Origin of the sequence: Pararhizobium antarcticum, assembly GCF_001885585.1 — a bacterium.
In the GTDB taxonomy this organism is placed as follows: Bacteria; Pseudomonadota; Alphaproteobacteria; order Rhizobiales; family Rhizobiaceae; genus Pararhizobium; species Pararhizobium antarcticum.
In genome coordinates this window covers 1-23,815 of the sequence record NZ_LSRP01000085.1, presented here as the reverse complement: position 1 = coordinate 23,815, position 23,815 = coordinate 1, and the positions used below count along the sequence as shown (strand labels likewise).

Below are 23,815 nucleotides of genomic sequence, written 5' to 3'. Positions count from 1 at the left end.
CCTGTGAATGACCAAACTGCCGATTTCCGCCTTCATCATCTGCCTGAACGAGGAAGCCTATCTCGGCAATTGCATCGAGAGCCTGGAAAGCTGCGCCGAGATCGTCATCGTCGATTCCGGATCGACGGATGGCACGGCGGCGCTGGTGCAGTCCTATGTCGACAAGGGCTGGCCGATCCGGTTCCTGTTCGAGGCCTGGCGCGGTTATGCCGGGCAGAAGCAGTTTGCGCTGGAGCAATGCACGCAGGACTGGTGCCTGAACATCGATGCCGACGAACGGCTGGACGCGCCGCTGCGGTCCTTGTTGCCGACATTGCTGGCAGCGCCTGCCGAAACGGTGGGATGGCGCATTGCGCGCCGGCCCTATCTTGTCGGCTATGGCTATACGCCCGAAAAGGTCCGCGAGCGCAAGAACCTGCGGCTGATCCGTCGGGGGCGGGGTGCTTATGATCTTGCCCAGACAGTCCATGAGGGCATCGTGCCCGATGGCAGGGTCGAGGCCGCGGCGACCGGCAGTCTTTTGCACTACCGGCCGCTGATCATCGACGAACAGATCCTGAAAGAAAACAGGTACTCGACGCTCAAGGCCGACCAACAATTTGCCGCCGGCAAGCCGCTGCGCGCCTACAAGATGATCTTCGGCCCGCCGCTGTATTTCCTGCGGCTGTATTTTCGCAACGGTCTCTGGCGCTGCGGTTTTCCCGGCTTTATCGAGGCTGCGACCGGAGGGGTTTATGCCTTTCTCACGGCCGCCAAGATCTACCAGCGGCATGCCTTGAAGCGGAAGCCGAATTTCGACGACATGGAACGCGCACGTCGCGGCAAATGAGGATGCCATGAAGGTTCACCACTACCATTTCGGCAAGGATGGCGGGGCCGAGCGCTTCTTCGTCCACCTCGTCAATGCGCTGGCGCGGCGGGGCGTCGAACAGAGCGCAGTCATCCGGCCCAATCGCCTGTGGCGCAAGGATATCGAGCAATCCGCCCGCCTCATCGAAAGCAACTTTCGCAACCTTTCGCCCGACCGTCTGCTGCTGCCGCTCAAGGTGATGCGCAATGCCCGGCGCGAAAAGCCGGATGCGCTGTTTTCCTGGGCGACGCGGGCAAGCCGCCTGATGCCGAACTACAAGGGCTGCATCAAGATCTCGCGGCTGGGGGACTATCCGACCAATCTCAGCTATTTCGGCAATACCGATGTTCTCGTCTGCAACACGCCGGGGATCGGCGAGCATGTGCGCCGGATCGGCTGGACACGCGGCGTCGAGGTTATCTCCAATTTCACCAATACCGAGCGCGTCGCGCCGGTCGACCGTGCGAGCCTCGCAACGCCGGAAGGTGTGCCAGTGGTCATGTCGATGGGCCGCTTTGTGCCGCGCAAGGGCTTTGCGCTGCTGACCGAGGCGGTGGCCAGGCTGCCGGGCGTCTATCTCTGGCTGGCCGGTGATGGCGAGGAGCGGCAAAACGTCGAGAAGCTGGCCGCGGATCTCGGCGTCAGCGACCGCGTCCGGTTTCTCGGCTGGCAGAAGGACACACGTCCTTTCCTGGCGGCGTCGGATATCTTCGTGATGCCATCCAGCCACGAGCCGCTGGGAAACGTTATCCTCGAAGCCTGGGCGCAGGAGAAACCGGTGGTCTCCAGCCGCTCCGAAGGCCCAAACTGGTTCATGCAGGATGGCGAAAACGGCCTGCTTGCCGATATCGGCGACGTCGATGGCTTTTCCCGCGCCATCGAGCGCCTGATCAACGACAAGCCGCTGGCCGACCATGTAGCTGCGGGCGGACATACGACCTTGATGCAGCACTTTTCCGAAGACGCTGTTGCTGGCGCCTATATCGAGCTTTTCAAGCGCAAGCCCTGAGACCGGCTCGGGCGTGATGCGTCAGGCCTCCTTTTAAAAGGCCCCCGTTCAAAAGGCCCCGTTCAAAAGGCGCTCATAGACAGCGCCGATGCTGCGGGCTTCGCCGTCGATGGTGAAACGGGCGGTCGCCCGCGCGAGCCCGTTTTCCGCGCAACGTCGCGCCATCGCCGGATCGTCCATCAGGCCTGCTGCGGCCGCCATCATGGCCTCTGGCGCATCCGCCTCGATCAGTTGCCCGACACTGCTGCCCATGCTGGTGCCAGGGATGGTGCCGGGACTGCTGTCGTCGGTGGCCAGCAGTTCGGCAAAGGCCCCGACATCCGTTGCAACCACCGGAACGCCGGTCGCCATGGACTCGAGAGGGGTCAGGCCGAAACCTTCCCAGCGCTGCGGCGCGATGAACAGGTCCAGCGCCCTGTACCAACAGGGAATATTGGTATGTTCGCCGACAAACAGGATGCGTTCGGCAAGGCCGGCGGCTCTCACCTTCTCCTTCAGCGCCGCCTCGAAGGCCACATGCGCGCCGGTTGCGCGACCGGCGACGATGGCAATCCAGTCCGGTCGGTCCGGCAAAAGCGCAATCATCGCGTCGACGAAAAGATCGGTGCCCTTCTGGTGGCGGATCCGGCCAAAACAGCCGGCAATGTTTTTGTCCGCGGGCAGGCCGAGCATGGTTTTGGCGGCTGGCTTGTCGTCGGCCGGAAAAAACCGCTCGGCGTCGATGCCGTGCAGGATCGTGGTCGAGGGCACCTCGAGATAGGCTGCGGTCTTGCTGCTCGTTGCAATGACGGCGTCCATCCGGCCGATCAGGAACTTGCTCCATCCGGTGTGCCGGCGCTGCGATGCGGAGGTGAAGACGATCTTCAGCTTCATCCGCAGGAGATCGCGCAGGATGATCGCCGGCAGCATTTCCAGGTTGCGGCGCGCATGCCAGATCCGCTGCGTCCGTGCCTTTGGAGGGCTCCAGAGGGACAGGAGGCTGAGAAAGCCGATCTGCGGCAGGGTTTCGGGTAAGCCTGGCCCGAGGGTGGCAACCTTCTGGCCGAGCCGGCGCTGGACGGGAACAAGCTGGATGATGGTGGAGGTGACGCCGGAAAGCCGGCGTTTGAAATTCGGCGCGATGATCTCGACGTCGCTGATGTGTTCCACGATCGACTGCCCCTGATATTGCCCGTCATCTCAAGAAAAAGCCCGGAGGCACAATGCGCCGTCCGGGCTCTTCAATTCATGCCTTCAGACGTCTCAGCCCCAGTTGATCGCCAGGACCTCGTAGGCCTTGGAACCGCCGGGGGCGACGACCTCGATCGAATCACCGACTTCCTTGCCGATCAGCGCGCGGGCGATCGGCGAGGAGATCGAGATGCGGCCCTGCTTCACGTCGGCTTCCTGGTCGCCGACGATCTGGTAGGTCTTGTTTTCCTCGGTGTCTTCGTCGACCAGCTTGACGGTGGCGCCGAACTTGATCTTCGATCCCGACATTTTCGACAGGTCGATGACTTCGGCACGGGCGACGTAATCCTCGACCTCGCCGATCCGGCCCTCATTGTGGCTCTGGGCTTCCTTGGCGGCGTGATATTCGGCATTTTCCGAAAGGTCGCCATGGGCGCGCGCTTCGGAAATCGCTTCGATGATCCGCGGGCGCTCTTCCTGCTGGCGCCAGCGCAGTTCTTCCTGCAGCTTGACGAATCCGGCCTGAGTCATCGGTACTTTGTCGACCATTTCACTGTCCTTCATAGTCCGCGCCAAGCCCGCATCCAGCAGACGTCAGCACAAAAGAAAACGGTCACCGGAGCGTTAACTCTGGAACCGTCCGAAACATTTGAACGTCGCTTATAGCAGAAGTAACAGCAGGAAAGCCAGATTTTTCGGATGACAACGTTTAACGTTGCGCGTTGTCACCGGGTCGAGCAATTCGGTCTTGTCAGTTAAGCCGCGGCGCTCAGCATTGCAGGTGGCAGATTTGATCGGGCGTCGAGAACTTCCATACCGACGATATGTCCCTCGTGATCGTAGTCCAGAACAATGCCAGCCGATACCTCTTCGCTTTCAAGGATTGCCTCGCTTGAGAAGCGGATATAGGCGGCGTCGGCGTCGCGATCATACTCTACGATGGGTTTCATCATGGTCTCCGCGCTTTTCGGTCGAAAAATGCCGATATAATACGTATTTCCTCTACATTTTCCAAGCATGCGACCCGCAATATTCGGTCCCCGCGTTCGGAAATATGACGATACAGCCTCGCGATGTCCTTGTCCTCGGGGTCCGGTATCCGCCAGTCCGGCTGGCGGACCGTGTTCTCAATCCAGCTTTTGTTCAACCCACGCTCGCGGATTACGGTCTCAGCATGCAAGGTATAGCGCAGCGGCTTGATCACACGACCCTCAGAAATAGCTCTGCAGCGGGTGAACGTCGAGGCTGCCGGCCTTCAGGGCCTTGATGGCCCGGGCAGCGGCTTCGGCGCCGGACATGGTGGTGTAGTAGGGTACCTTCTGCATCAAGGTCGCGCGGCGCAGCGACTTCGAATCCGAGATCGCCTTGGAGCTGTCGGTCGTGTTGATGACCAGCTGGACCTGGCGGTTGCGGATGGCGTCCTCGATATGCGGGCGGCCTTCGAGCACCTTGTTGATCTTGATGGCGGTGATGCCCTTTTCGGCGAGGAAGCGGGCGGTGCCGCCGGTCGCCATCACCTTGAAGCCGCTGTCGACGAGCATGCGGATGGCCGGCAGGACGCGATCCTTGTCGTCATCGCGCACCGAGACGAACACTGTGCCGTCGCGCGGCAGATCGACGCCGGCGCCGAGCTGGGCCTTGGCGAAGGCCATGGCAAAGGTCTTGTCGAGGCCGATGACTTCACCGGTCGAGCGCATTTCCGGGCCGAGCAGGATGTCGACGCCGGGGAAGCGGGCAAACGGGAAGACGGCTTCCTTGACGGCGATATGCGGCAGGTTGCGCGGGTCGGGGCGCTTGCCATAGGCGGCGATCGCCGCATCGAGCTTTTCGCCGGCCATGATCCGGGCGGCGATCTTGGCGATCGGCGCGCCGATGGTCTTGGCGACGAAGGGCACGGTGCGCGAAGCGCGCGGGTTGACTTCCAGCACGTAGATCGTGCCTTCCTTGATGGCAAACTGCACGTTCATCAGGCCGACGACGTTGAGCGCCTTGGCCATCGCCTTGGTCTGGCGCTCGAGTTCGTCGACGATCTCGTCGGACAGCGTGTTGACCGGCAGCGAGCAGGCGCTGTCGCCCGAATGGATGCCGGCTTCCTCGATATGTTCCATGATGCCGGAGACGAAGACATCCGTGCCGTCGCTGATGGCATCGACATCGACCTCGATGGCGTTGGTCAGATAGGTGTCGAACAGAAGCGGGTTCTTGCCGAGCAGGGTGTTGATCTGGCCGGTCTTGTCGTTCGGATAGCGCTGCTTGATGTCCTCGGGCACGAGACCGGGCACCGTATCGAGCAGATAATTCTGCAGCATCGATTCCGAATGGATGATCTGCATGGCACGACCGCCCAGAACATAGGACGGGCGCACGACCAGCGGGAAGCCGATTTCCGAGGCAACGAGGCGGGCCTGCTCGACCGAATAGGCAATACCGTTGTTCGGCTGGTTGAGGTCGAGCTTCATCAAAAGCTTCTGGAAGCGGTCGCGGTCTTCGGCAAGGTCGATCATGTCGGGCGCGGTGCCGAGGATCGGGATGCCGTTCTTTTCCAGCGCTTCGGCAAGCTTCAGCGGTGTCTGGCCGCCGAACTGGACGATGACGCCGTGCAGCGTGCCGTTTTCCTGCTCGGCGCGCAGCACCTCGATCACGTCTTCGGCCGTCAGCGGCTCGAAATAGAGCCTGTCGGAGGTGTCGTAGTCGGTCGACACGGTTTCCGGGTTGCAGTTGATCATGATCGCCTCGTAGCCGGCGTCGCGCAGCGCAAAGGCGGCGTGGCAGCAGCAATAGTCGAACTCGATGCCCTGGCCGATGCGGTTCGGACCGCCGCCAAGGATGACAACCTTCTTGCGATCGGAGATCTGCGCTTCCGAGCGAGCAATGCCGTCGAACGGCGTTTCATAGGTCGAATACATATAGGCCGTCGGCGAGGCGAATTCGGCAGCGCAGGTGTCGATGCGCTTGAATACCGGGCGAACGTTAAGGCTGTTGCGCAGTTCGGCGACTTCCTTCGGGCGCTTGCCCGAAAGCGTGGCGAGACGGGCATCGGAGAAACCCATGCCCTTCAGCATGCGCAGGTTTTCCGGGTCGGTCGGCAGGCCATGTTCGCGCACCCGCGCTTCCATGTCGACGATCGCCTTCAACTGGGCGATGAACCACGGATCGATCTTGCAGCCGTCATGCACGTCGGCTTCCGACATGCCCATGCGCAGTGCCTGCGCGACCATGCGCAGCCGGTCGGGTGTCGGGGTGCCGATGGCGGCGCGGATGGCGTTGCGGTTGTCGCCGGTTGCTTCCAGCCCCGGGATCTCGATCTCGTCGAGACCGGTGAGGCCGGTTTCGAGACCACGCAGCGCCTTCTGCAGCGATTCGGCAAAGGTGCGGCCGATCGCCATGACTTCGCCGACCGATTTCATCGCCGTCGTCAGCGTCGTGCCGGCACCGGGAAATTTTTCAAAGGCAAAGCGCGGGATCTTGGTGACCACATAGTCGATTGACGGTTCGAACGAGGCCGGCGTCGCACCACCGGTGATGTCGTTGTCGAGTTCGTCCAGCGTATAGCCGACCGCAAGCTTGGCGGCGACGCGGGCGATCGGGAAGCCCGTGGCCTTGGAGGCAAGCGCGGACGAGCGCGAGACGCGCGGGTTCATCTCGATGACGACAAGGCGGCCGTTTTCCGGATTGACGGCGAACTGCACGTTCGAGCCGCCGGTTTCGACGCCGATCTCGCGCAGCACCGCGATCGAGGCGTTGCGCATGATCTGGTATTCCTTGTCGGTCAGCGTCAAGGCCGGCGCAACCGTGATGCTGTCGCCGGTGTGCACGCCCATCGGGTCGATGTTTTCGATCGAGCAGATGATGATGCAGTTGTCCGCGGTGTCGCGGACCACTTCCATCTCATATTCCTTCCAGCCGAGAACCGATTCCTCGATCAGCACTTCGGTGGTGGGCGAGGCGTCGAGACCGGAATTGACGATCTCGAAGAATTCCGAGCGGTTATAGGCGATGCCGCCGCCGGTGCCGCCCATGGTGAAGGACGGGCGGATGATCGCCGGCAGGCCGATGACGTCAAGCGCCTGCGCGCCGATTGCCATGGCATGGCTCATGTAGCGTTGCTTGCGGTCGGTCTCGCCAAGGTTCCAGGTGTTTTCAAGATCGTCCAGCGCCGTGTCGAGCGCGGCGCCCGACAGCGTTTCGCGCAGCTTGGCGCGTTCGATCTCGTGGATCTTGCGGTCTGCATCCTTGATGTCCGTTGCATTGGCAAGCAGCGATTTCGGGGTTTCCAGCCCGATGCGCGCCATGGCTTCGCGAAACAGCGCGCGGTCTTCGGCCATGTCGATCGCGGCGGGCTTGGCGCCGATCATCTCAACATTGTAGCGGTCAAGCACACCCATGCGCTTCAGGGACAGCGCCGTGTTCAGCGCCGTCTGGCCACCCATGGTCGGCAAAAGCGCGTCCGGGCGTTCCTTGGCAATGATCTTGGCGACGACTTCGGGCGTGATCGGTTCGACATAGGTGGCATCGGCCAGATCCGGGTCGGTCATGATCGTCGCCGGATTGGAGTTGACCAGGATGACCCGGTAGCCTTCTTCCTTCAGCGCCTTGCAGGCTTGCGTTCCCGAATAGTCGAATTCGCAGGCCTGGCCGATGACGATCGGTCCCGCACCGATGATGAGGATCGATTTAATGTCTTCGCGCTTTGGCATGATCTCTATCCGCTTGTCCGTCTGCGCGAAAAACCGGCCAGGGTGAATTTCACCGGCCGGGTGCGCAGAAATGGTCTTTCGAGGCTAGAAGCGGCTTATAGGGAAATCCGGGGCACAGCGGAACCCCGAAAATTCCGGAATCGACAGGAAAATACGTGGCCGTTCGTCGTCGCCCCTTGATCGTCCAAAGCGGCGTCCTACGCGCGGCGCCATGCCCCTATTCGAAATCGCAGGGCCAGTCCGGCGGCGTCGTCAGTCCGGTCGGCAGTTTGGTGGATTTGTCGCCGCAGGCAAGGTCGATCTGCGATTGCTCGAGGCCTTTTGCGGCCGACAGATCCAGCCCCTCTATCCGTGTCAGGAACAGGAAGGCGTGGTCAAAGCCGAGGGGGCCGTCGAAGACAGCCTCGTCGAGTTGCGCACGCGACAGGTTGGCGTAGGAGAATTTCACCCCTGTCAGGTTCGCCTTGCTGAAATTGGCGCGGCCAAGCTCGGCCTTCTCGAAACTGACACCGGTAAGGTCCGCGCCGGTGAAGTCGGCGCGCTGCAGTTCGGCGCTATAAAAGGTTGCACCGGCGGCGCTGATATTGGCAAAGCTGCTGCGATAGGCCTCGACCTTGGTAAAGTTCGCCTTTTCGGCCTTCGAACCATTCAGCCAGGTGCGCAGCAGGGTGGCCTTTTCGAGGTTTGCCGAAGCGAGATTGGAGCTTGTCAGGTCCGTCATGGCGAAATCGGTGCTGAACAGGTTGGCGCCTTGCAGGTCGCTGTATTGCAGCATCAGGTTCTTCTTGCTGCATTCGCCCCAGTCGAGGCCGGGCGCGGCTGTGCCGCTGCAATCGGCAGCCCGTGCTGAACCGGCTGCAAAAGCCAGCATGGCCGGCAGCGAAACCACAGCCAGAACAATCGTCGCCTTTGCGGCAATCCGCCTGAGCGTTGACATATCCATCCCGATCCTCCGAATTTTCCGTCGTCATGCCAAAGCTGAGCCGGCGGCACAACAATGATTCTTACACGGCTTGTGTTCCAATAAAAAGAACCGCCGCTTCACCATGCCGTGACGCCGACCCGCAATTCGCTCTGCCTGGGCTGCCGGTCGTCAGGCCTTGCCGGGAATGACGAGGACCTTGACCTCACCCGCGGCTGCCGGCGCGCTGATGACATCGGGGGCTTCGTCGAGCGAGATGCGCCGGGAAATCAGTTTGTCGATCTCGATCGCGCCGGAGGCAACAAGGTCGGCTGCCCTGCGGTGCGTAAACGGATTGATGAAGGAGCCGAGAACCCGCAATTCGCGAAAGAGAATATCGAACGGCTCGATCTCGACCTTTTGCCCCTGCGGCAGCACGCCCAGAATGACGACGGTGCCACCGGACTTGGCCAGCCGTAGCGACTGCTGCACGGTTTCGCTGACGCCGGCGCATTCCAGAACCACATCAACACCACCGGGAACAAGCCCGTTCGGCCCGGCAATCGCTTCGATGACGTCACCGGCGGAGGGGTCGACGCTGGCCGTCGCGCCAATCTCTTCGGCGAGCGCCCGGCGCGATTGCTGGCGGGTGGACAGAATGACGGTGGTGGCACCGGCGAGCCGCGCCAGCTGCACGGTGAGAAGGCCGATGACGCCGCCGCCGAGGACCACGACCGAGGAGCCGGCCTTGATGCTGGCCATGTCGACACCGTGCAGGCAGCAGGCCAGCGGTTCGCAAAAGGCGCCGTGCACGGGATCAAGCGTCAGCGGAATTTCGAAAGCCTGCTTTTGCGGCACGATGACATAGTCGGCAAATCCGCCGTCGCGGGCGATGCCGATGGCCTTCAGATTGTGGCAGAGATTGACCCGGCCGGCCAGGCATTGCGGGCAGCGGCCGCAGGAAATGTTGGGATCGCCGGTGATGCGGGCGCCGAGCGAAAACCCCGTCACGCCGCTGCCCATCGCCTCGACGATACCGCAGAATTCATGGCCGAGCGTCAGCGGCGGTTTGGATGGAAACTCGCCGTGCAGCAGGTGCCGGTCCGTGCCGCAGATGCCACAGGCCTCGACGCGGACCAGAAGATCGTCCGGGCCGGGCACGGGCTTCTCGACCTCGCGCACGAAGATTTCGCCTATGGATTCGAGCCGCACTGCTTTCATTCGATTGTTCCTCCCAAATCGTGTTCGGCACTGTGGCATGGGCGTCCATCGCCTGCCAATGGTCTTGGCAGCGCTGCCGAAACGTCTGCAGAGTTTTCTTCCTTTGCTCTTGTACAAATTTGCGTCTCGCGCGTTATATGATCGCAAACAACAATGTGCGTGCCGCAAAGGCAGGCGAGACCGGGAGATCAGGCATGGAATGGAAGGGTCGGCGCCAGTCGAGCAATGTCGAGGATCAGCGCGGCGCGGGGCCTTCGGGCGGCATGAGGGGCAATCCCTTCGGTCGCGGCGGTTTCCGGATGCCGGGCGGTGGCGGTCCCCGCAGGGCCGGCGGCGGCATGAGCATCGGCACGATCGTTCTTCTGGTCGTCGTCTATTTCGGTCTCAAGATGGTTGGCATCGACCTTTTGCAACTGATGGATGGGGGGCAGATGTCCGGCCCGTCGAGCAGCTACGAGCAGAGCGACGGATCGCAGGCGCCGCAGGGCACGGCACAGGAAGAAGAGACCAAGGCCTTCATGTCGACGGTTCTGGCCGAGACCGAGGATACCTGGAACGGCATTTTCCAGGCGGAAGGCGAAACCTACCAGGAGCCAAAGCTTGTTTTGTTCCGCGACAGCGTCAGTTCGGCCTGCGGCATGGCCTCGTCGGCGACCGGTCCGTTCTATTGCCCGGGTGACAGCAAGGTCTATCTCGACATGCAGTTCTTCGACGAACTGGCGCGGAAATTCAATGCGACGGGTGATTTTGCCCAGGCCTATGTGCTTGCGCATGAAGTCGGCCATCACGTCCAGAACCTGATCGGTGTTCTCCCGAAGTTCAACCAGGCACGCCAGTCGATGAGCGAGGCCGAGGCCAATGCCATGTCGGTGCGTGTTGAACTGCAGGCCGATTGTTTCGCCGGTATCTGGGGAAAGTATACCGAGCAGAAGGGACTTCTCGAGCAGGGCGACGTCGAGGAAGCCCTGAACGCAGCGACCCAGATCGGCGATGATACGCTGCAGAAGCGCACCCAGGGTTATGTCGTTCCGGAAAGCTTCAACCACGGCACCTCTGCGCAACGCGCCAAGTGGTTCAAGCGGGGTTACGACAGCGGCAAGATGGCGTCCTGCGATACGTTCAGCGGTAATATCTGACGGTTCGAACGGCCTGTTGCCTGTGCCGGGGACTGTCAAATTTGCGTGTACTGTCGCCTCTGCCGTCGTAAAGACCGCTTGGCGTCCTATATTTCTTCCATGATTACCATCTGCTCCGCAGCTGTTTTGCCAGCCGCGGGGCAGGGACATGAAGGAGAAACACATGCGTCGACTGACTGCTCTTGCCCTTGCCGCAATGGCCCTATCGCTGTCCAGCCCGCTTGCTGCCAGCGCCAACGACGTCGCTGACGACACGGCGGCCGGCAACATCATCTTCGGCAGGCCGCTTGAGCCGGGCATCAACGTCGTCTGGCTGAGTACGGATTCGCGCAACGATCAGCGCGCCCCGGTCATCTACCGCGATCCGTCGCCCGAGACCCGCGCCAACGCGCAGTCCGAGGTAATGTCCGACCCGATGCTGCGTGACTTTATCGCGCGTCGCCATATCGCGCCGCACAATGTGCTGGCGATCGAGACGGCGGCAAACGGCGGCAAGATCCTGTTCGCCCGCTAGGGCGCAAGCACAATTCGCGAAGACGGAAAAACTGCCATGAAAAAAATCATCCTGATGGCGTTGTCTGCCATTGCCCTGTCGCTGGGCGCGATCCCGGCGAAAGCCCAGTCTGTTCCCGGTGTGCAGATCATCTATATCTATCAGTATTCCGATATTGTCGACTATCCGCAGATTCCGTCGATCTACCGGAATCCATCGTCCCAGACGCTGGCACGGGCGCAGGACGAGATCCGCAAGACACCCGCCATCCGCCAGCTTCTCGAGCGCCGGAATATCCCGTTCAACCGCGTCAATGCGGTCAAAACAGCTTTGAACGGCGGCAAGGTGGTCTACGTCGATTGACGTGAAAACCATGCCGAACACCCCGCGCATTGCACGGGGTGTTCGCGTTTTGCCTTTTATTGCTCGCTGTCCATATGGGCGAGCACGGCGTCCGGGTAACGTGCGCCGACCGCAGCATACCTGGGCACGGCCCGTTCGATGGCGACAAGATCCTGCGTCGTCAGGCTGACCTGCTGCGAGCCAAGCGCCTCTGCAAGGCGATCGGGCCTTCTGGCCCCAATCACCGGCACGATATCGGTGCCCTTGGCAGCGACCCAGGCGATGGCGATCTGGGCGACAGAGGCGTTCTTGGCCTCTGCAATGGTCCGCAATGCCTCGACCAGGCCGAGGTTGCTGTCGATATTGCCGTCCTGGAACCGTGGGCTGTGCGAGCGGAAATCACCCTTTTCCAAGCCCTGGGCTTTCTGCCAGTGACCGCTGATCAGGCCGCGCGACAGGACGCCATAGGCGGTGATGCCGATGCCGAGATCGCGGCAGACCGGCAGAATCGTCTCCTCGATGCCGCGCGAGATCAGCGAGTATTCGATCTGCAGGTCGACGATCGCATGCACGGCGGCGGCACGACGGATTGTCTCCGCGCCGACTTCGGACAGGCCGATATGACGGACATAACCGGCCTTGATCATGTCGGCGATGGCGCCGACGGTGTCTTCGATCGGCACATCCGGATCGAGACGGGCCGGCCGGTAGATGTCGATATAGTCGACGCCGAGACGCTGCAGGGAATACGCGATGAAGTTCTTCAGCGCCGCCGGGCGGTTGTCGGTGCCGGTGAAGCCGCCGTCGCGGTCCCGCAGCGCGCCGGTCTTGACGCTGAGAACAACCTTGTCGCGGTCGATGCCCTTCATCGCCTCGCCGATCAGCATCTCGTTGTGACCCATGCCGTAGAAGTCGCCGGTGTCGATGAGGTTGACCCCGGCATCAATGGCGGCGTGAAAGGTGGCGATGCTGGTGGCCCGGTCGGAGGGGCCATACATGCCGGACATGCCCATGCAGCCGAGGCCAAGGCTCGATACGATGGGGCCGGTGTTTCCGAGTTGAACCTGTTTCATGTCGTCTCTCCATCTGGGCCGCCGTTGCGGCGTCGTTCCGGAGATGGGTTTACGCGCAATTGTTTTGTGCGATAATCCATTTTAGAATGAACAGCCTGTTTGGAAAATTGCACAATGAATGATTTGCCGCTGGCTGATCTCGACGCTTTCACCGCCGTTGCGCGGGAGCGGAACTTTCGTGCTGCTGCCCGCCTGCGCGGCGTCTCGGCATCCAGTTTGAGCGAGGCCCTGCGCCGGCTGGAGCTTCGGCTGGGCGTGCGACTGCTCAATCGCACGACACGAAGCGTGACCCTGACCGAAGCGGGCGAGCAATTGCTGGAGCGGCTGTCGCCGGCGCTCAGCGAGGTCGCCGCCGCGCTCGACCAGGTGGGCAGTTTCCGCGACAGCGCGACCGGAACGCTGCGGCTCAACGTTGCCACCATCGTCGCCCGCGTCGTGCTTCCCGGCATCATCGCGGATTTTCTCCATCTTTATCCGGGCATCACGCTGGAAGTCATCGCCGAGGATAATTTCATCGACGTTCTCGCCGCCGGCTTCGATGCCGGCGTGCGCTATGGCGAAATGCTCGAGAAGGACATGATCGCCGTGCCGATAGGCCCGCGCCGGCAGCGTTTCGTCATTGCCGCTTCGCCGGCCTATCTCGAGGCGCATGGCGAGCCGCAGCATCCGCGCGACATTCTCGATCATGCCTGCATCCGTCACCGGTTCGCCAGCGGCAGGGTCGCGCCCTGGGAATTCGAACGTGGCGGGGAAACCGTGCGTCTGTCGCCCCGGGCCCGGATCACCGCCAATACGCTGGAAGTGGAGATCGGTGCCGCGATTGCCGGGCTCGGGATCATCGCCACCTTCGAGGAGTTCGTAGGCCCTGCGATTGACCGTGGCGAACTCGTGCCGATCCTTGAGGACTGGATGCCCGATTTCCCCGGACCCTATCTCTATTATGCCAGCCGCCGGCACATGCCGCCGCCGCTCATGGCCTTTGTCGATTTCCTCAAGGCGCTGCCGCGCCCGTGAGCGGCCGTGACTGCATCGATCCGCATCACGCCTGCGGCCGGCGCGGCGATCGAAATGTCATCGATTGTTTCGCACCAGCAGTTCGTCTATCCAGCGTGCAGCCCGGTCCGTTCCTGGTCAGCCTTCCGTCCTGATGCGGGAGGCAAACACGAGGGTTTTCCGTTGATCGATCCGAAATCTGCACGGCGCGGCCTGTTCCTCGTTTTCGTCATTCTGTTTCTCGATGTCATGGGCATCGCGATCATCATGCCGGTGCTGCCGGCCTATCTGGTCGAACTGACCGGGGCGAGCCTCAGCGAGGCGGCCGTGGATGGCGGCTGGCTGCTGCTTGTCTATGCCGCCATGCAGTTTCTGTTTGCGCCGCTGATCGGCAATCTGTCGGATCGTTTCGGCCGCCGGCCGGTCCTGCTTGCCTCGGTGCTGACCTTTGCCATCGACAATCTCATCTGCGCGCTGGCGGTGAGCTACGGCATGCTGTTTGTCGGCCGGGTACTGGCCGGCATCAGCGGTGCGAGTTTCTCGACCGCCGCCGCCTACATTGCCGATGTCAGCGACGACAGCAACCGGGCCAAGAATTTCGGATTGATCGGCATCGCCTTCGGCACCGGCTTCGCGCTCGGCCCGGTGCTCGGCGGCCTGCTCGGCGAATTCGGACCGCGTGTCCCTTTCTATGGCGCCGCCGCGCTTGCCTTTGCGAATTTCGCCGTCGCTCTGTTCCTGCTGCCGGAAACGCTCGCGCCGGAGCATCGCCGCCGGTTCGACTGGCGCCGGGCAAACCCGCTCGGCGCATTGAAGCAGATGCGGAACTATCCTGGTATCGGCTGGATCGGCCTGGTCTTCTTTCTCTATTGGCTGGCGCATGCCGTCTATCCCTCCGTCTGGCCTTTTGTGTCTGCGGCGCGTTACGGCTGGAGCGAAGGCCAGATCGGCCTGTCGCTGGGTATTTTCGGCATTGGCGGCGCTTTTGTCATGGGTTTTGTTCTGCCGCGCATCCTTCCCGTGCTCGGCGAATGGAAGACCGGTGCTGTCGGTCTGGTTTTCACGGCCATCGGGCTGTTCGGCTACGCCATCGCCTGGCAGGGCTGGATGATCTATGCCGTCATCCTGCTCACCTGCTTCGAAGCGCTGGCCGATGCGCCGCTGCGCAGCGTTGCGGCCGCCAAAGTGCCGCCGTCGGCGCAAGGGGAGTTGCAGGGTGCGCTTTCCAGTCTTTCGAGCCTCACGACGATCATCGGCCCGCTCATTTTCACGCAGATCTTCAGCCATTTCGGCGGACCATCGGCGTCTGTTGCCTTTGCCGGCGCGCCCTATGCGCTGGCCGCCTGTTTTGTCGTGGTCGCGCTGTTCGTGTATCTTTTGAAGGTGCGGCCATCTCCGCAAGGCTCTGCAAAGGTCACGCCGCAGCCGGCCTAGGCCTGGAAGACGCCCATCTGCGAAAAATCCATCACGTTTTGTGATGTTTCGATGAAAAAATAAGCATGTCCGTGTTTCCTTCTGGCTCTTATGCGGCGGTTGATCTATTTCGGGGGTCTCCGTCATGCGGCCCATTCCGGCTGCGACGCAGTCAAGGCTCCGCTTTCCCATGTTGATTTCGACCCATAGCGATACGGGCGTCCGCACCGACAATTCCTGGTCCGCGCATTATCGTGCGAGCATCGCGCTGGGCCTTCCCTTTGTCGGCGCGCAACTGGCGCAGTTTGCCATCCATGCGACCGACGTGCTGATGGTTGGCCGTCTTGGCACCACCGAACTTGCCGCCATGGTGCTGGCGGCGCAGATGTTCTTCACCGTGTTCATTTTCGGCTCGGGCTTTGCCAATGCGGTCGTGCCGATCGTGGCGCAGGCGGAGGGCAGGGGCGACCGCGTTGCGGTTCGCCGTGCCGTGCGCATGGGCATGTGGGCGGTTCTCGGCTACGGTGCCCTGACAGCGCCCCTGTTGTGGCATGCCGAAGCGATCCTGCTGTTGATGCGCCAGCAGCCCGACGTCGCAGCCCTGGCCGGCAGCTATCTGAAAATCGCACTCTGGGGCATGTTTCCGGCGCTTCTGTTCATGGTCCTGCGCGGATTTCTGAGTTCGCTCGAGCGCGCCGGCATCATCCTCTATGTCACGATCATCGTGCTCATCGCCAATGCCGCGCTCTGCTATGTCTTCATCTATGGCCATTTCGGCGCGCCGGCGCTCGGCATCGTCGGGGCCGCCATTGCGGCACTGATTGTCAACATGCTGAGTTTTCTGCTGCTCTACGCCTATATCCAGTTCCAGCCGGAAACCCGGTCCTATGAAATCTTCGTCCGGTTCTGGCGGTCCGACTGGCCGGTCCTGTGGGATGTCTTCAAGCTCGGCCTGCCGATCGCTGTCACGATCCTGGCGGAGGTCAGCCTGTTCACGGTGGCCTCGCTGCTGATGGGCATGATCGGCACGGTCGAACTGGCTGCCCATGGCATTGCGCTTCAGTTCGCCTCGATCGCCTTCATGGTGCCGCTTGGTCTGGCGCAGGTGGCGACGGTGCGCATCGGTCTTGCCCATGGGCGTCGGGATGCCGAGGGGATCAAGAGGGCGGCGATTGCAGTCTTTGTGATCGGCTGTGGTTTTGCCGTCCTGGGCAGTGTCGTCCTGGCTGTGTTTTCGCGCGAGCTTGCGGCGCTCTATCTGGATACGCGGCGCCCCGATGCGGCGCAGGTTCTGGCCTATGCCGGTCCGCTGATCGTTATTGCCGGCGCCTTCCAGCTGGTCGACAGCGTTCAGGCTTTGGCGGCCGGCATGCTGCGGGGACTGAAGGATACGACGGTGCCGATGATCCTGGCGCTCGTCTCCTATTGGGCCATCGGCTTCGTGGCCGCCTATCTGCTGGCATTTCATGCCGGTTTTGGCGGCGTCGGCGTCTGGTACGGTTTTGTTCTCGGGCTTGCCGCCGCGAGCGTTTCCCTCACATGGCGGTTTTTCCGGTTCCTGTCGTCGGAGCGCAAACTTCTGGCTCTGCCGGCCTGACAGGAGCGGGTCCGATCAGGAGTGCAGCACGCCGTTGAGGAACTGCAGCAGGAGCGCGCGATCGAAATAGCCCTTGCGCTCCAGCATCCAGGTCGAGGCTTCCTGTGCGGACCAGGCTTTTTTGTAGGGGCGCGCCGAGGTGATGGCGTCATAGACGTCGCAGATCGCGGCAATGCGTGCATACCGGCTGATCTCGTCGCCTGCCAGGGCACGCGGATAGCCCTTGCCATCAATGCGTTCGTGATGGTGCAGGCAGACATCCAGCACGATCTCCGGCATGTCGGGCTGGCGTGAGAGCGTGGCATGGCCTTTCGAGGGATGCTCGCGCATCAGATACATCTCGCTCTCGCTGAGGGCGCAGTCCTTGCTTAGCAGTTCACTCGGCACCGACAGCTTGCCGATGTCGTGCAGAAGTCCAGCCATGCCGAGCGTGCGAATGGTCTGTTCGTCGAGATTCAAATATCGGCCAAACCGGATCATCAAGGCAGAGACCGCGATGGAGTGCAGGAACGTGGCCTCGTCCAGTGTCTTGAGGCGGGTCATGCTCAAAATGATATCGCCGTGTCGCTGGCTCGCCTGGGTTATCTGGGCAACGATCGGTGCAACCATTGCGACGGTGACGTCCCCGCCAGCGCTGGCACCGTCGAAAACGCCCTTCAGCATGGCGGTGGCGTCGCTGAGGATCCTCGCGATCGCCTCCCGCTGCCGCTTCTGCCGAACCGGTGTCTGCAAATTGAGGCGCATCTTGTCGACAGCGGCAGAGGCTTTCGCGGTCGAAGGCACATCCACTCCCTTTGCCGTATTGATGAAGATGCCGCTGAGATTGCTTCGCTTCAATGTCTGCGCATCCGTTTCGCTTTCCAGGAGGAAACGGCGTCCGGCCAGCGGGCTGTTCAACCATGGACCCTCGAGCGATTCGATGAACATCCCGACACGGAGCTGACTGATCTCAATGCGCTTGAGCATGGTACTCACTGTAAACTTCATCGCGCAATGATGCGATCGCCATCCAAACCAACACTGCTGTTATATTAGATGTTAGTGTTTAATAAAGCGGAAAGGCAAACGTCGCTGAGATTCCAGGAATGGCACAGAAAAAGCCCCCTCACGGGTGTGAAGGGGCTGATCAGATGTTCCAGACGCGGTAACACTACGGCTAGCGATGTGTCCGGACGTTACCCGCGCTCTGCCAGAGCCGGCTCGCCCTTCTTTTCGCGCACCAGATTGATGAAGCGGCGGAAGAGGTAGTGACTGTCCTGCGGCCCGGGGGAGGCTTCCGGATGATGCTGCACGGAGAACACCGGCTTGCCGCTCAGGCGCAGGCCGCAATTGGTGCCGTCGAACAGCGAGACATGGGTTTCCTCGACACCGTCAGGGAGCGACTTGGCATCGACGGCAAAGCCATGGTTCATCGAGACGATCTCGACCTTGCCGGTCGTGTGATCCTTGACCGGGTGGTTGGCGCCGTGATGGCCCTGGTGCATTTTTTCGGTCTTGGCGCCGAGCGCAAGCCCGAGCATCTGATGGCCAAGGCAGATGCCGAACATCGGAATATCCGTCTTGATCAGGTCCTGGATGACAGGCACCGCATATTCGCCGGTCGCTGCCGGATCGCCGGGGCCGTTGGACAAGAAGATGCCGTCCGGCTTCTGGGCCATGACCTCTTCCGCCGACGTCGATGCCGGCATCACCGTGACCCTGCAGCCGAGACCGGTGAACAGCCTGAGGATGTTGCGCTTGACGCCATAGTCGAGCGCCACGACATGGTGTGTGGTGTCGGCATCTGCCAGGTCGTCGTAACCTTCGTTCCAGACCCAGGGCTTTTCGCTCCAGCGCGACGACTGGCCGGAGGAGGCGACCTTGGCAAGATCGAGACCTTCGAGCCCGCTCCAGGCCTTTGCCTGTGCCTTCAGTGCGTCGATGTCGAAGACGCCGTTCGGATCATGGGCGATGACGGCATTTGGTGCGCCGTTTTCACGGATCCAGGCCGTCAGGGCGCGCGTGTCGATGCCGCACATGCCGATGATGCCGCGAGCCTTCAGCCAGTCATCGAGGTGTCTTTCGGACCGGTAGCTCGAGGGATCGGTGATCTCAGCCTTGAAAATGACGCCGACCGCGCCGTGCCGGGCCGCCGGTGTCAGGTCTTCGATGTCCTCGTCATTGGCGCCGATATTGCCGATATGCGGGAAGGTGAAGGTAACGATCTGGCCGAGATAGGAAGGGTCGGTGAGGATTTCCTGATAGCCGGTCAAAGCAGTGTTGAAGCAGACCTCGGCCTGAACCGTGCCGGTGGCGCCGATGCCCTTGCCTGATATCACCGTGCCGTCGGCCAGAACGAGCAGGGCGGTTGGTTTTTCCGTGGTCCAGGGGCTTGTCGCAGTCATGGTCTTCATCCCGTTCAGGCGGCGCGGACCGGACGTTCAGACGAACGCCGGGCGACCGATGTGGTTCGCAGGCGGATGAGCGCGGGCTGTGGGCGCGCGCTCTCAAGGCCTGGTCACGATGTTTGTGCAGGTGACGGTCAATAGCCGCCATGTCGGCCAAGGTCAATGTTGAAGACGGGCAGATCCGGCTTTTCCCTTGGCTTTTGCAGGGAAGTGGCGCAATTCGTTTGCACCCGATAGTCCCGCCGGTTTATGCAGCGGCAACAACAGGAGTATGGACAATGATGCGCGATCACCTCGCTGCCGCCCTGAAAGATGCGATGAAATCGAAGGATGCGCCGCGTCTCTCGGCCGTTCGCCTCATTCAGTCCGAGATCAAGACACGCGATATCGCCAATCGCGGCACCGGCAAGGGCGACGCCAGCGACGACGAAATTCTGCAGATCCTGGCAAAGATGGTCAAGCAGCGCGAGGAATCAGCCAAGATCTACGAGGACAATGCCCGTCCGGAACTGGCTGCCAAGGAACGCGCGGAAATTGTCGTCATCCAGGATTTCATGCCCAAGCAATTGAGCGAGGCCGAGGTTCAGGCCAATGTTGCCGCGGCCATCGCCGAACTCGGCGCGAGCGGACCGAAGGACATGGGCAAGGTCATGGCCGTGCTCAAGGAGCGTTATGCCGGCCAGATGGATTTCGCTAAAGCGTCGTCGACGCTGAAAGCGCTGCTGTCGGGGGCGTGAGCCTTTCGACAGTGGCGAGAGCCGACGCACCGGTGGCGACAGCCTGTTCGAAGGCGTGGTCGATGATCGCGAATTTCTCGGCCTGATAGCGCCAGTATTCGCGGATGAAACCCTGCGAGAGCCAGAGATGGTTCTTGCCGCTGCGCTCCTCGATGCCGAGGCTTTGCAGGCCGGCCGCCTTGTTGATCAGCCGCTTCAGATGGGTTTTCGAGATCAAATAGCGCTGGCAGATCGTGCTCGTTGAGAGGACGCCGATCCCGATGCGGGCCAGTGCGGGATCGAACGCTTCGATCTGTGAAATGAAGTGGTCCATCACCACTCCGCCGGAATTGGCCCAGGTGAAGAGATTGAAGGTCTCGCCGGGATTGCGCACCTGATGGTTCTGCAGGATGGCTTCGGCGATGCGCGGCTGGATCCGTTCAAACAGCGGGTCGCCATAGGCCAAACGCTCGGCACGGCTGCCACCGTCCAGTCCGTCAAGGATAGCAAGATGGGCGTTCAGCCATTTCCAGACCGCCTGATAGGTGGTCTCGGTCGGCTCCAGCGGGCGCATGCGCCGGTCCGGCGGATTGTCGCTGGGTCGCACGAAGCGGTAAGCCAGCATTTCCTGGACGAAGGCGGTCGCCGTGTTGCGGCTGGCAATGCCATGAACCAGCGTCTGGGCGACGAAACGACCGGCATAGAGCCCCGAGGCGGGATCGGCAGGATCCCTGCCATAATAAAGGGCGAGCCCGGCCTGGGCCATCAGCCAGCGTTGCTGCGACGCGAAGATCGATGTCAGCCGCGGATTTTCGCTGAACATCGCCGTCATGTCCCGCGCATAGAGACGCATCGCGGAAAAGAAATCCGCACTGGAAGCGAGGTCTTCGGCAGAAAACGTCATGGCTGCGGTCCCGGCAGGCGTCGATCGTTCCGGCATGCGTTATCAACCCGACGATCATGCTTCCAAAATCTATATCCACTGTCGGCGTTTCATCAAGCTGTGGATTGCGGGCAACATCGTTCCGCTTGCTGGCGCTTGCCTTCATTGCCATCTATAGCAAGGGCCAACCCCAGAGGATCGAATGCGCTTTTCACCGACCTTTCTTGACGAGATCCGCGACCGCGTGCCGATTTCGGACGTGATCGGCAAACGCGTCTCCTGGGACCGGAAAAAGACCAATGCCTCCAAGGGCGATTATTGGGCCTGCTGCCCTTTCCACGGCGAAAAATCGCCGAGCTTCCACTGCGAAGATCGCAAGGGCCGGTATCATTGTTTCGGTTGCGGGGTGTCGGGGGATCATTTCCGCTTTTTGACCGATCTCGACGGCATGAATTTTCCCGAAGCCGTGCAGCAGATTGCCGATATGGCCGGCATTGCCATGCCGCAACCGGATGTCGAGGCCGAAAAGCGCGACCGGGAGCGCACCAGCCTGCAGGACGTCATGGAAATGGCGACACAGTTCTTTCAGGATCAGCTGCAGACGGCGAATGGGGCGAAGGCCCGCGCCTATCTGCGCGACCGCAGCCTGACCGGCCGCACCATCGAGACCTTCCGTCTCGGCTATGCTCCGGAAAGCCGCAATGCGCTGAAGGAGCATCTTGCCGGCAGAGGCGTGCCGAAGGAACAGATCGAGGCCTGCGGGCTTGTCGTTCACGGGCCGGAGATCCCGGTGTCCTACGACCGCTTCCGCGACCGCATCATGTTTCCGATCCTGTCGGCGCGCGAGAAGGTCATTGCCTTTGGCGGCCGCGCCATGTCGCCGGATGCGCCGGCCAAATATCTCAATTCCAACGAGACCGAACTCTTCCACAAGGGCAGCGTGCTCTACAATTTTTCCCGTGCCCGCAAGGCGATGGGGGGCGCGGACGGCGCCGGGACGATCATCGCCGTCGAAGGCTATATGGACGTGATTGCGTTGCATCAGGCGGGTATCGAAAATGCCGTGGCGCCGCTTGGAACGGCGCTCACCGAAAACCAGCTTTCGCTGCTCTGGCGGTTGACGGCGCAGCCGGTGCTCTGCTTCGACGGCGACGGCGCCGGCATCCGCGCCGCCAACCGCGCCGTCGATCTTGCCTTGCCACATCTGAAGCCCGGTTTTTCCGTGCGCTTTGCCATGCTGCCCGACGGCAAGGATCCGGATGATCTGGTGAAACACGAGGGCCGGGCGCCCTTCGACAAGGTGCTGGCGAATGCGCGCTCCCTGTCCGAAATGCTCTGGACCCGGGAAGTCCAGGGCGGCGGCTTCGACACGCCGGAAAAGCGCGCCGAGCTCGAAGCGCGGTTGAAGCAGATCACCACCGTCATCACCGATGAAAATGTCCGGCGCCATTACGGTCAGGACGTGCGCGATCGGCTAAACGCGTTTTTCCAGGGGGCGTCGCGCCAGCAATCGGCCCCGCGTGGCGGTTTCGAGCGCAATCCGCGGCAGAGTGCCGGCCGCGGCGGCCCGGCGGGCAGGGGCGGACAACCGGCCCAGAGGGCAGGGACGGGCGCCATATCCGACCGGCTGGCCCGCTCCTCCATGGTCAGCGGCAACCAGGCGCTGCCGCCCTTGCGCGAGAGCGTTCTGGCGCTCACCATCGTCAACCATCCGCAACTTCTGTTCGAGGAGTATGACGAGGTTTCGGCGATCGACTACGAAAACCGCGATATGCAGAAGTTCTGGTCGGCCGTGCTCAACGCCGCGTCGTCCGCCGGTCCGCGCCTGACCCGCGAGGTGCTGATCGAGATGCTGGAGGCGGAAGGTTTTGGCGCGCTTTTGAAGGGGCTCGACCAGCAGATCCGCTTCGCGCGCCTGTGGACTGCGACGGCAGCCGCAGCCCCCGAAGATGCGCTTGAAGGTTACCGCCAGGCGATGTCGCTGCACAAGCGCACCAAGGCCTTGTTGTGGCAGAGACGGGAGCTGGAAAACGAGCTGGCCTATGCCACGGAGGAGGGCGACGGCGAGACCGTATCGCAGGTCCTGCGCAGTCTCCAGGAGGTCCAGCTCGAAGTCGTGCGCATGGAAAACCAGGAGGCCATCATCGATGGTTTCGGCGTTCTGTCAGGGCGCATCAAAGGGCCGGCCGGAAAGTAGCCCTCTGCCTTTTAACCTGCCGGCAGGTCGGTCTCCCCCCATTCTCTCCTCCCGATCTTATCGCGGAACCATCAAGGGAATGAGCCGTTTGCTCTGTGTGACTGACATGGCGAGAGCCTTGAAGATGGTCGCACAGGAATTTTGACAAACGAGGAGAAGAATCATGAACAAGGCCCTTACGCTTGCACTTGCTGCAGTTTTCTCGACGGCTTCCATCGGCGGCATCGCCGTCGCGCAGGAAACCACAACCACCACGACGCCCATGGCCGCGCCGATGGCGATGACCGAGGAGATGGTCAGCATCATCGTTGTGTCCGAGCCGCTGCCGGACGATGGCCAGACGGAGGTTCCGGAAACCTACAAGAACGCGTCGCCTGAAACCATCTCCAGCGCCCAGACGGAAATCCAGGCTGATCCGGCGCTGATGGACATCCTCGTCAAGAAGAATGTCCAGATCGAAAATGTCGTCGGCATCCAGACGGCCGCGAATGGTGGCAAGGTCGTCTACGTCAAGTAAGCGATATCACATCGATTTTCAGAACGGCTCCGGGCACTGTGCTGTGCTTCGGGGCCGTTCTGCGTTCGACTGCGAGACGCGACAAACGTACGCGCCGTGATTATCGGGTCGATCCTCGCTGCGGAATCGTGCCATGGTGCGGGGACTGTTTGAGAAAGAAATCATGTCCCATCCGCGTTTTTCCGAGCCTGACCTCAACGATACCCGCCCGACCGCCTCC

General features: G+C 61.8%; 22 protein-coding genes. 11 read left to right on the top strand and 11 right to left on the bottom strand.

Going from position 1 to position 23,815, the window contains the following annotated elements:
- Positions 1–7: 7 nt before the first annotated feature.
- Together AX760_RS11985 and AX760_RS11980 are read left to right on the top strand one after the other, a co-directional pair.
- Complete coding sequence (locus AX760_RS11985) at positions 8–829, top strand: glycosyltransferase family 2 protein (RefSeq protein ID WP_071833121.1); 822 nt, start codon at positions 8–10, stop codon at positions 827–829.
- Positions 830–836: 7 nt separating this feature from the next.
- Positions 837–1,859, top strand: a complete 1,023-nt coding sequence (locus tag AX760_RS11980; protein WP_071833120.1) for a glycosyltransferase — start codon at positions 837–839, stop codon at positions 1,857–1,859.
- 48 nt (positions 1,860–1,907) lie between these two features.
- Here AX760_RS11980 and AX760_RS11975 read toward each other — a convergent pair whose 3' ends face one another.
- The 7 genes from AX760_RS11975 to AX760_RS11945 all read right to left on the bottom strand — a co-directional run bounded on the left by AX760_RS11975 (position 1,908) and on the right by AX760_RS11945 (position 9,848).
- On the bottom strand, positions 1,908–3,008 hold the full coding sequence (locus AX760_RS11975) for a glycosyltransferase family 4 protein (protein WP_071833119.1): 1,101 nt from the start codon (positions 3,006–3,008) through the stop codon (positions 1,908–1,910).
- 93 nt (positions 3,009–3,101) lie between these two features.
- On the bottom strand, positions 3,102–3,578 hold the full coding sequence (greA, locus tag AX760_RS11970) for a transcription elongation factor GreA (RefSeq protein WP_071833118.1): 477 nt from the start codon (positions 3,576–3,578) through the stop codon (positions 3,102–3,104).
- A gap of 206 nt (positions 3,579–3,784) precedes the next feature.
- Positions 3,785–3,979 carry a DUF2283 domain-containing protein gene (locus AX760_RS11965; protein WP_071833117.1) on the bottom strand — a complete coding sequence of 65 codons (195 nt, stop codon included), beginning with the start codon at positions 3,977–3,979 and terminating at the stop codon, positions 3,785–3,787.
- Complete coding sequence (locus AX760_RS28190) at positions 3,979–4,233, bottom strand: DUF4258 domain-containing protein (RefSeq protein WP_175552055.1); 255 nt, start codon at positions 4,231–4,233, stop codon at positions 3,979–3,981. The genes AX760_RS11965 and AX760_RS28190 overlap by 1 nt, the downstream gene beginning before the upstream one ends.
- Positions 4,234–4,240: 7 nt before the next feature.
- Positions 4,241–7,726, bottom strand: a complete 3,486-nt coding sequence (gene carB / locus AX760_RS11955) for a carbamoyl-phosphate synthase large subunit (protein ID WP_071833116.1) — start codon at positions 7,724–7,726, stop codon at positions 4,241–4,243.
- Positions 7,727–7,943: 217 nt separating this feature from the next.
- Positions 7,944–8,597: a pentapeptide repeat-containing protein gene (locus AX760_RS11950; RefSeq protein WP_071833294.1), complete on the bottom strand. Its 654-nt coding sequence runs from the start codon at positions 8,595–8,597 to the stop codon at positions 7,944–7,946.
- A 222-nt stretch (positions 8,598–8,819) separates the two neighbouring features.
- On the bottom strand, positions 8,820–9,848 hold the full coding sequence (locus tag AX760_RS11945) for a zinc-dependent alcohol dehydrogenase family protein (protein WP_071833115.1): 1,029 nt from the start codon (positions 9,846–9,848) through the stop codon (positions 8,820–8,822).
- A 194-nt stretch (positions 9,849–10,042) separates the two neighbouring features.
- Between AX760_RS11945 and ypfJ the strand changes: the two genes are divergently transcribed.
- From ypfJ to AX760_RS11930, 3 genes are all read left to right on the top strand, one after another.
- Positions 10,043–10,984, top strand: coding sequence for a KPN_02809 family neutral zinc metallopeptidase (gene ypfJ, locus AX760_RS11940; RefSeq protein ID WP_071833114.1), 942 nt, complete (start codon positions 10,043–10,045; stop codon positions 10,982–10,984).
- A 163-nt stretch (positions 10,985–11,147) separates the two neighbouring features.
- Positions 11,148–11,498, top strand: coding sequence for a hypothetical protein (locus AX760_RS11935; protein ID WP_071833113.1), 351 nt, complete (start codon positions 11,148–11,150; stop codon positions 11,496–11,498).
- Between the two features lie 36 nt (positions 11,499–11,534).
- Positions 11,535–11,840, top strand: a complete 306-nt coding sequence (locus AX760_RS11930; protein WP_071833112.1) for a hypothetical protein — start codon at positions 11,535–11,537, stop codon at positions 11,838–11,840.
- A 56-nt stretch (positions 11,841–11,896) separates the two neighbouring features.
- On the opposite strand, the gene AX760_RS11925 is transcribed toward AX760_RS11930, so the two are convergent.
- Positions 11,897–12,892, bottom strand: a complete 996-nt coding sequence (locus AX760_RS11925; RefSeq protein ID WP_071833111.1) for an aldo/keto reductase — start codon at positions 12,890–12,892, stop codon at positions 11,897–11,899.
- Between the two features lie 114 nt (positions 12,893–13,006).
- On the opposite strand from AX760_RS11925, the gene AX760_RS11920 reads away from it, so the two are divergent.
- The 3 genes from AX760_RS11920 to AX760_RS11910 all read left to right on the top strand — a co-directional run bounded on the left by AX760_RS11920 (position 13,007) and on the right by AX760_RS11910 (position 16,895).
- The gene (locus tag AX760_RS11920) at positions 13,007–13,906 is read left to right on the top strand and encodes a LysR family transcriptional regulator (protein WP_071833110.1); all 900 of its coding nucleotides are present in this window, start codon (positions 13,007–13,009) and stop codon (positions 13,904–13,906) included.
- A 162-nt stretch (positions 13,907–14,068) separates the two neighbouring features.
- A complete protein-coding gene (locus AX760_RS11915) occupies positions 14,069–15,319 on the top strand; it encodes a TCR/Tet family MFS transporter (RefSeq protein ID WP_071833293.1) in 1,251 nt (416 codons plus the stop codon).
- A gap of 169 nt (positions 15,320–15,488) precedes the next feature.
- Positions 15,489–16,895: an MATE family efflux transporter gene (locus tag AX760_RS11910; protein WP_071833109.1), complete on the top strand. Its 1,407-nt coding sequence runs from the start codon at positions 15,489–15,491 to the stop codon at positions 16,893–16,895.
- Between the two features lie 15 nt (positions 16,896–16,910).
- On the opposite strand, the gene AX760_RS11905 is transcribed toward AX760_RS11910, so the two are convergent.
- Together AX760_RS11905 and carA are read right to left on the bottom strand one after the other, a co-directional pair.
- Positions 16,911–17,861 carry an HD-GYP domain-containing protein gene (locus AX760_RS11905; protein WP_071833108.1) on the bottom strand — a complete coding sequence of 317 codons (951 nt, stop codon included), beginning with the start codon at positions 17,859–17,861 and terminating at the stop codon, positions 16,911–16,913.
- 209 nt (positions 17,862–18,070) lie between these two features.
- Positions 18,071–19,279 (bottom strand): glutamine-hydrolyzing carbamoyl-phosphate synthase small subunit, encoded by a 1,209-nt coding sequence (gene carA / locus AX760_RS11900; RefSeq protein ID WP_071833292.1) that lies wholly within the window; start codon positions 19,277–19,279, stop codon positions 18,071–18,073.
- 281 nt (positions 19,280–19,560) lie between these two features.
- Between carA and AX760_RS11895 the strand changes: the two genes are divergently transcribed.
- A complete protein-coding gene (locus tag AX760_RS11895) occupies positions 19,561–20,019 on the top strand; it encodes a GatB/YqeY domain-containing protein (protein WP_071833107.1) in 459 nt (152 codons plus the stop codon).
- Here the strand turns inward: AX760_RS11895 and AX760_RS11890 are convergent.
- Positions 19,976–20,902, bottom strand: a complete 927-nt coding sequence (locus tag AX760_RS11890; protein WP_071833106.1) for a hypothetical protein — start codon at positions 20,900–20,902, stop codon at positions 19,976–19,978. The genes AX760_RS11895 and AX760_RS11890 overlap by 44 nt on opposite strands.
- A gap of 181 nt (positions 20,903–21,083) precedes the next feature.
- Between AX760_RS11890 and dnaG the strand changes: the two genes are divergently transcribed.
- Positions 21,084–23,078, top strand: a complete 1,995-nt coding sequence (gene dnaG, locus AX760_RS11885; protein WP_071833105.1) for a DNA primase — start codon at positions 21,084–21,086, stop codon at positions 23,076–23,078.
- A gap of 163 nt (positions 23,079–23,241) precedes the next feature.
- A complete protein-coding gene (locus tag AX760_RS11880) occupies positions 23,242–23,595 on the top strand; it encodes a hypothetical protein (RefSeq protein ID WP_071833104.1) in 354 nt (117 codons plus the stop codon).
- Positions 23,596–23,815: the final 220 nt, after the last annotated feature.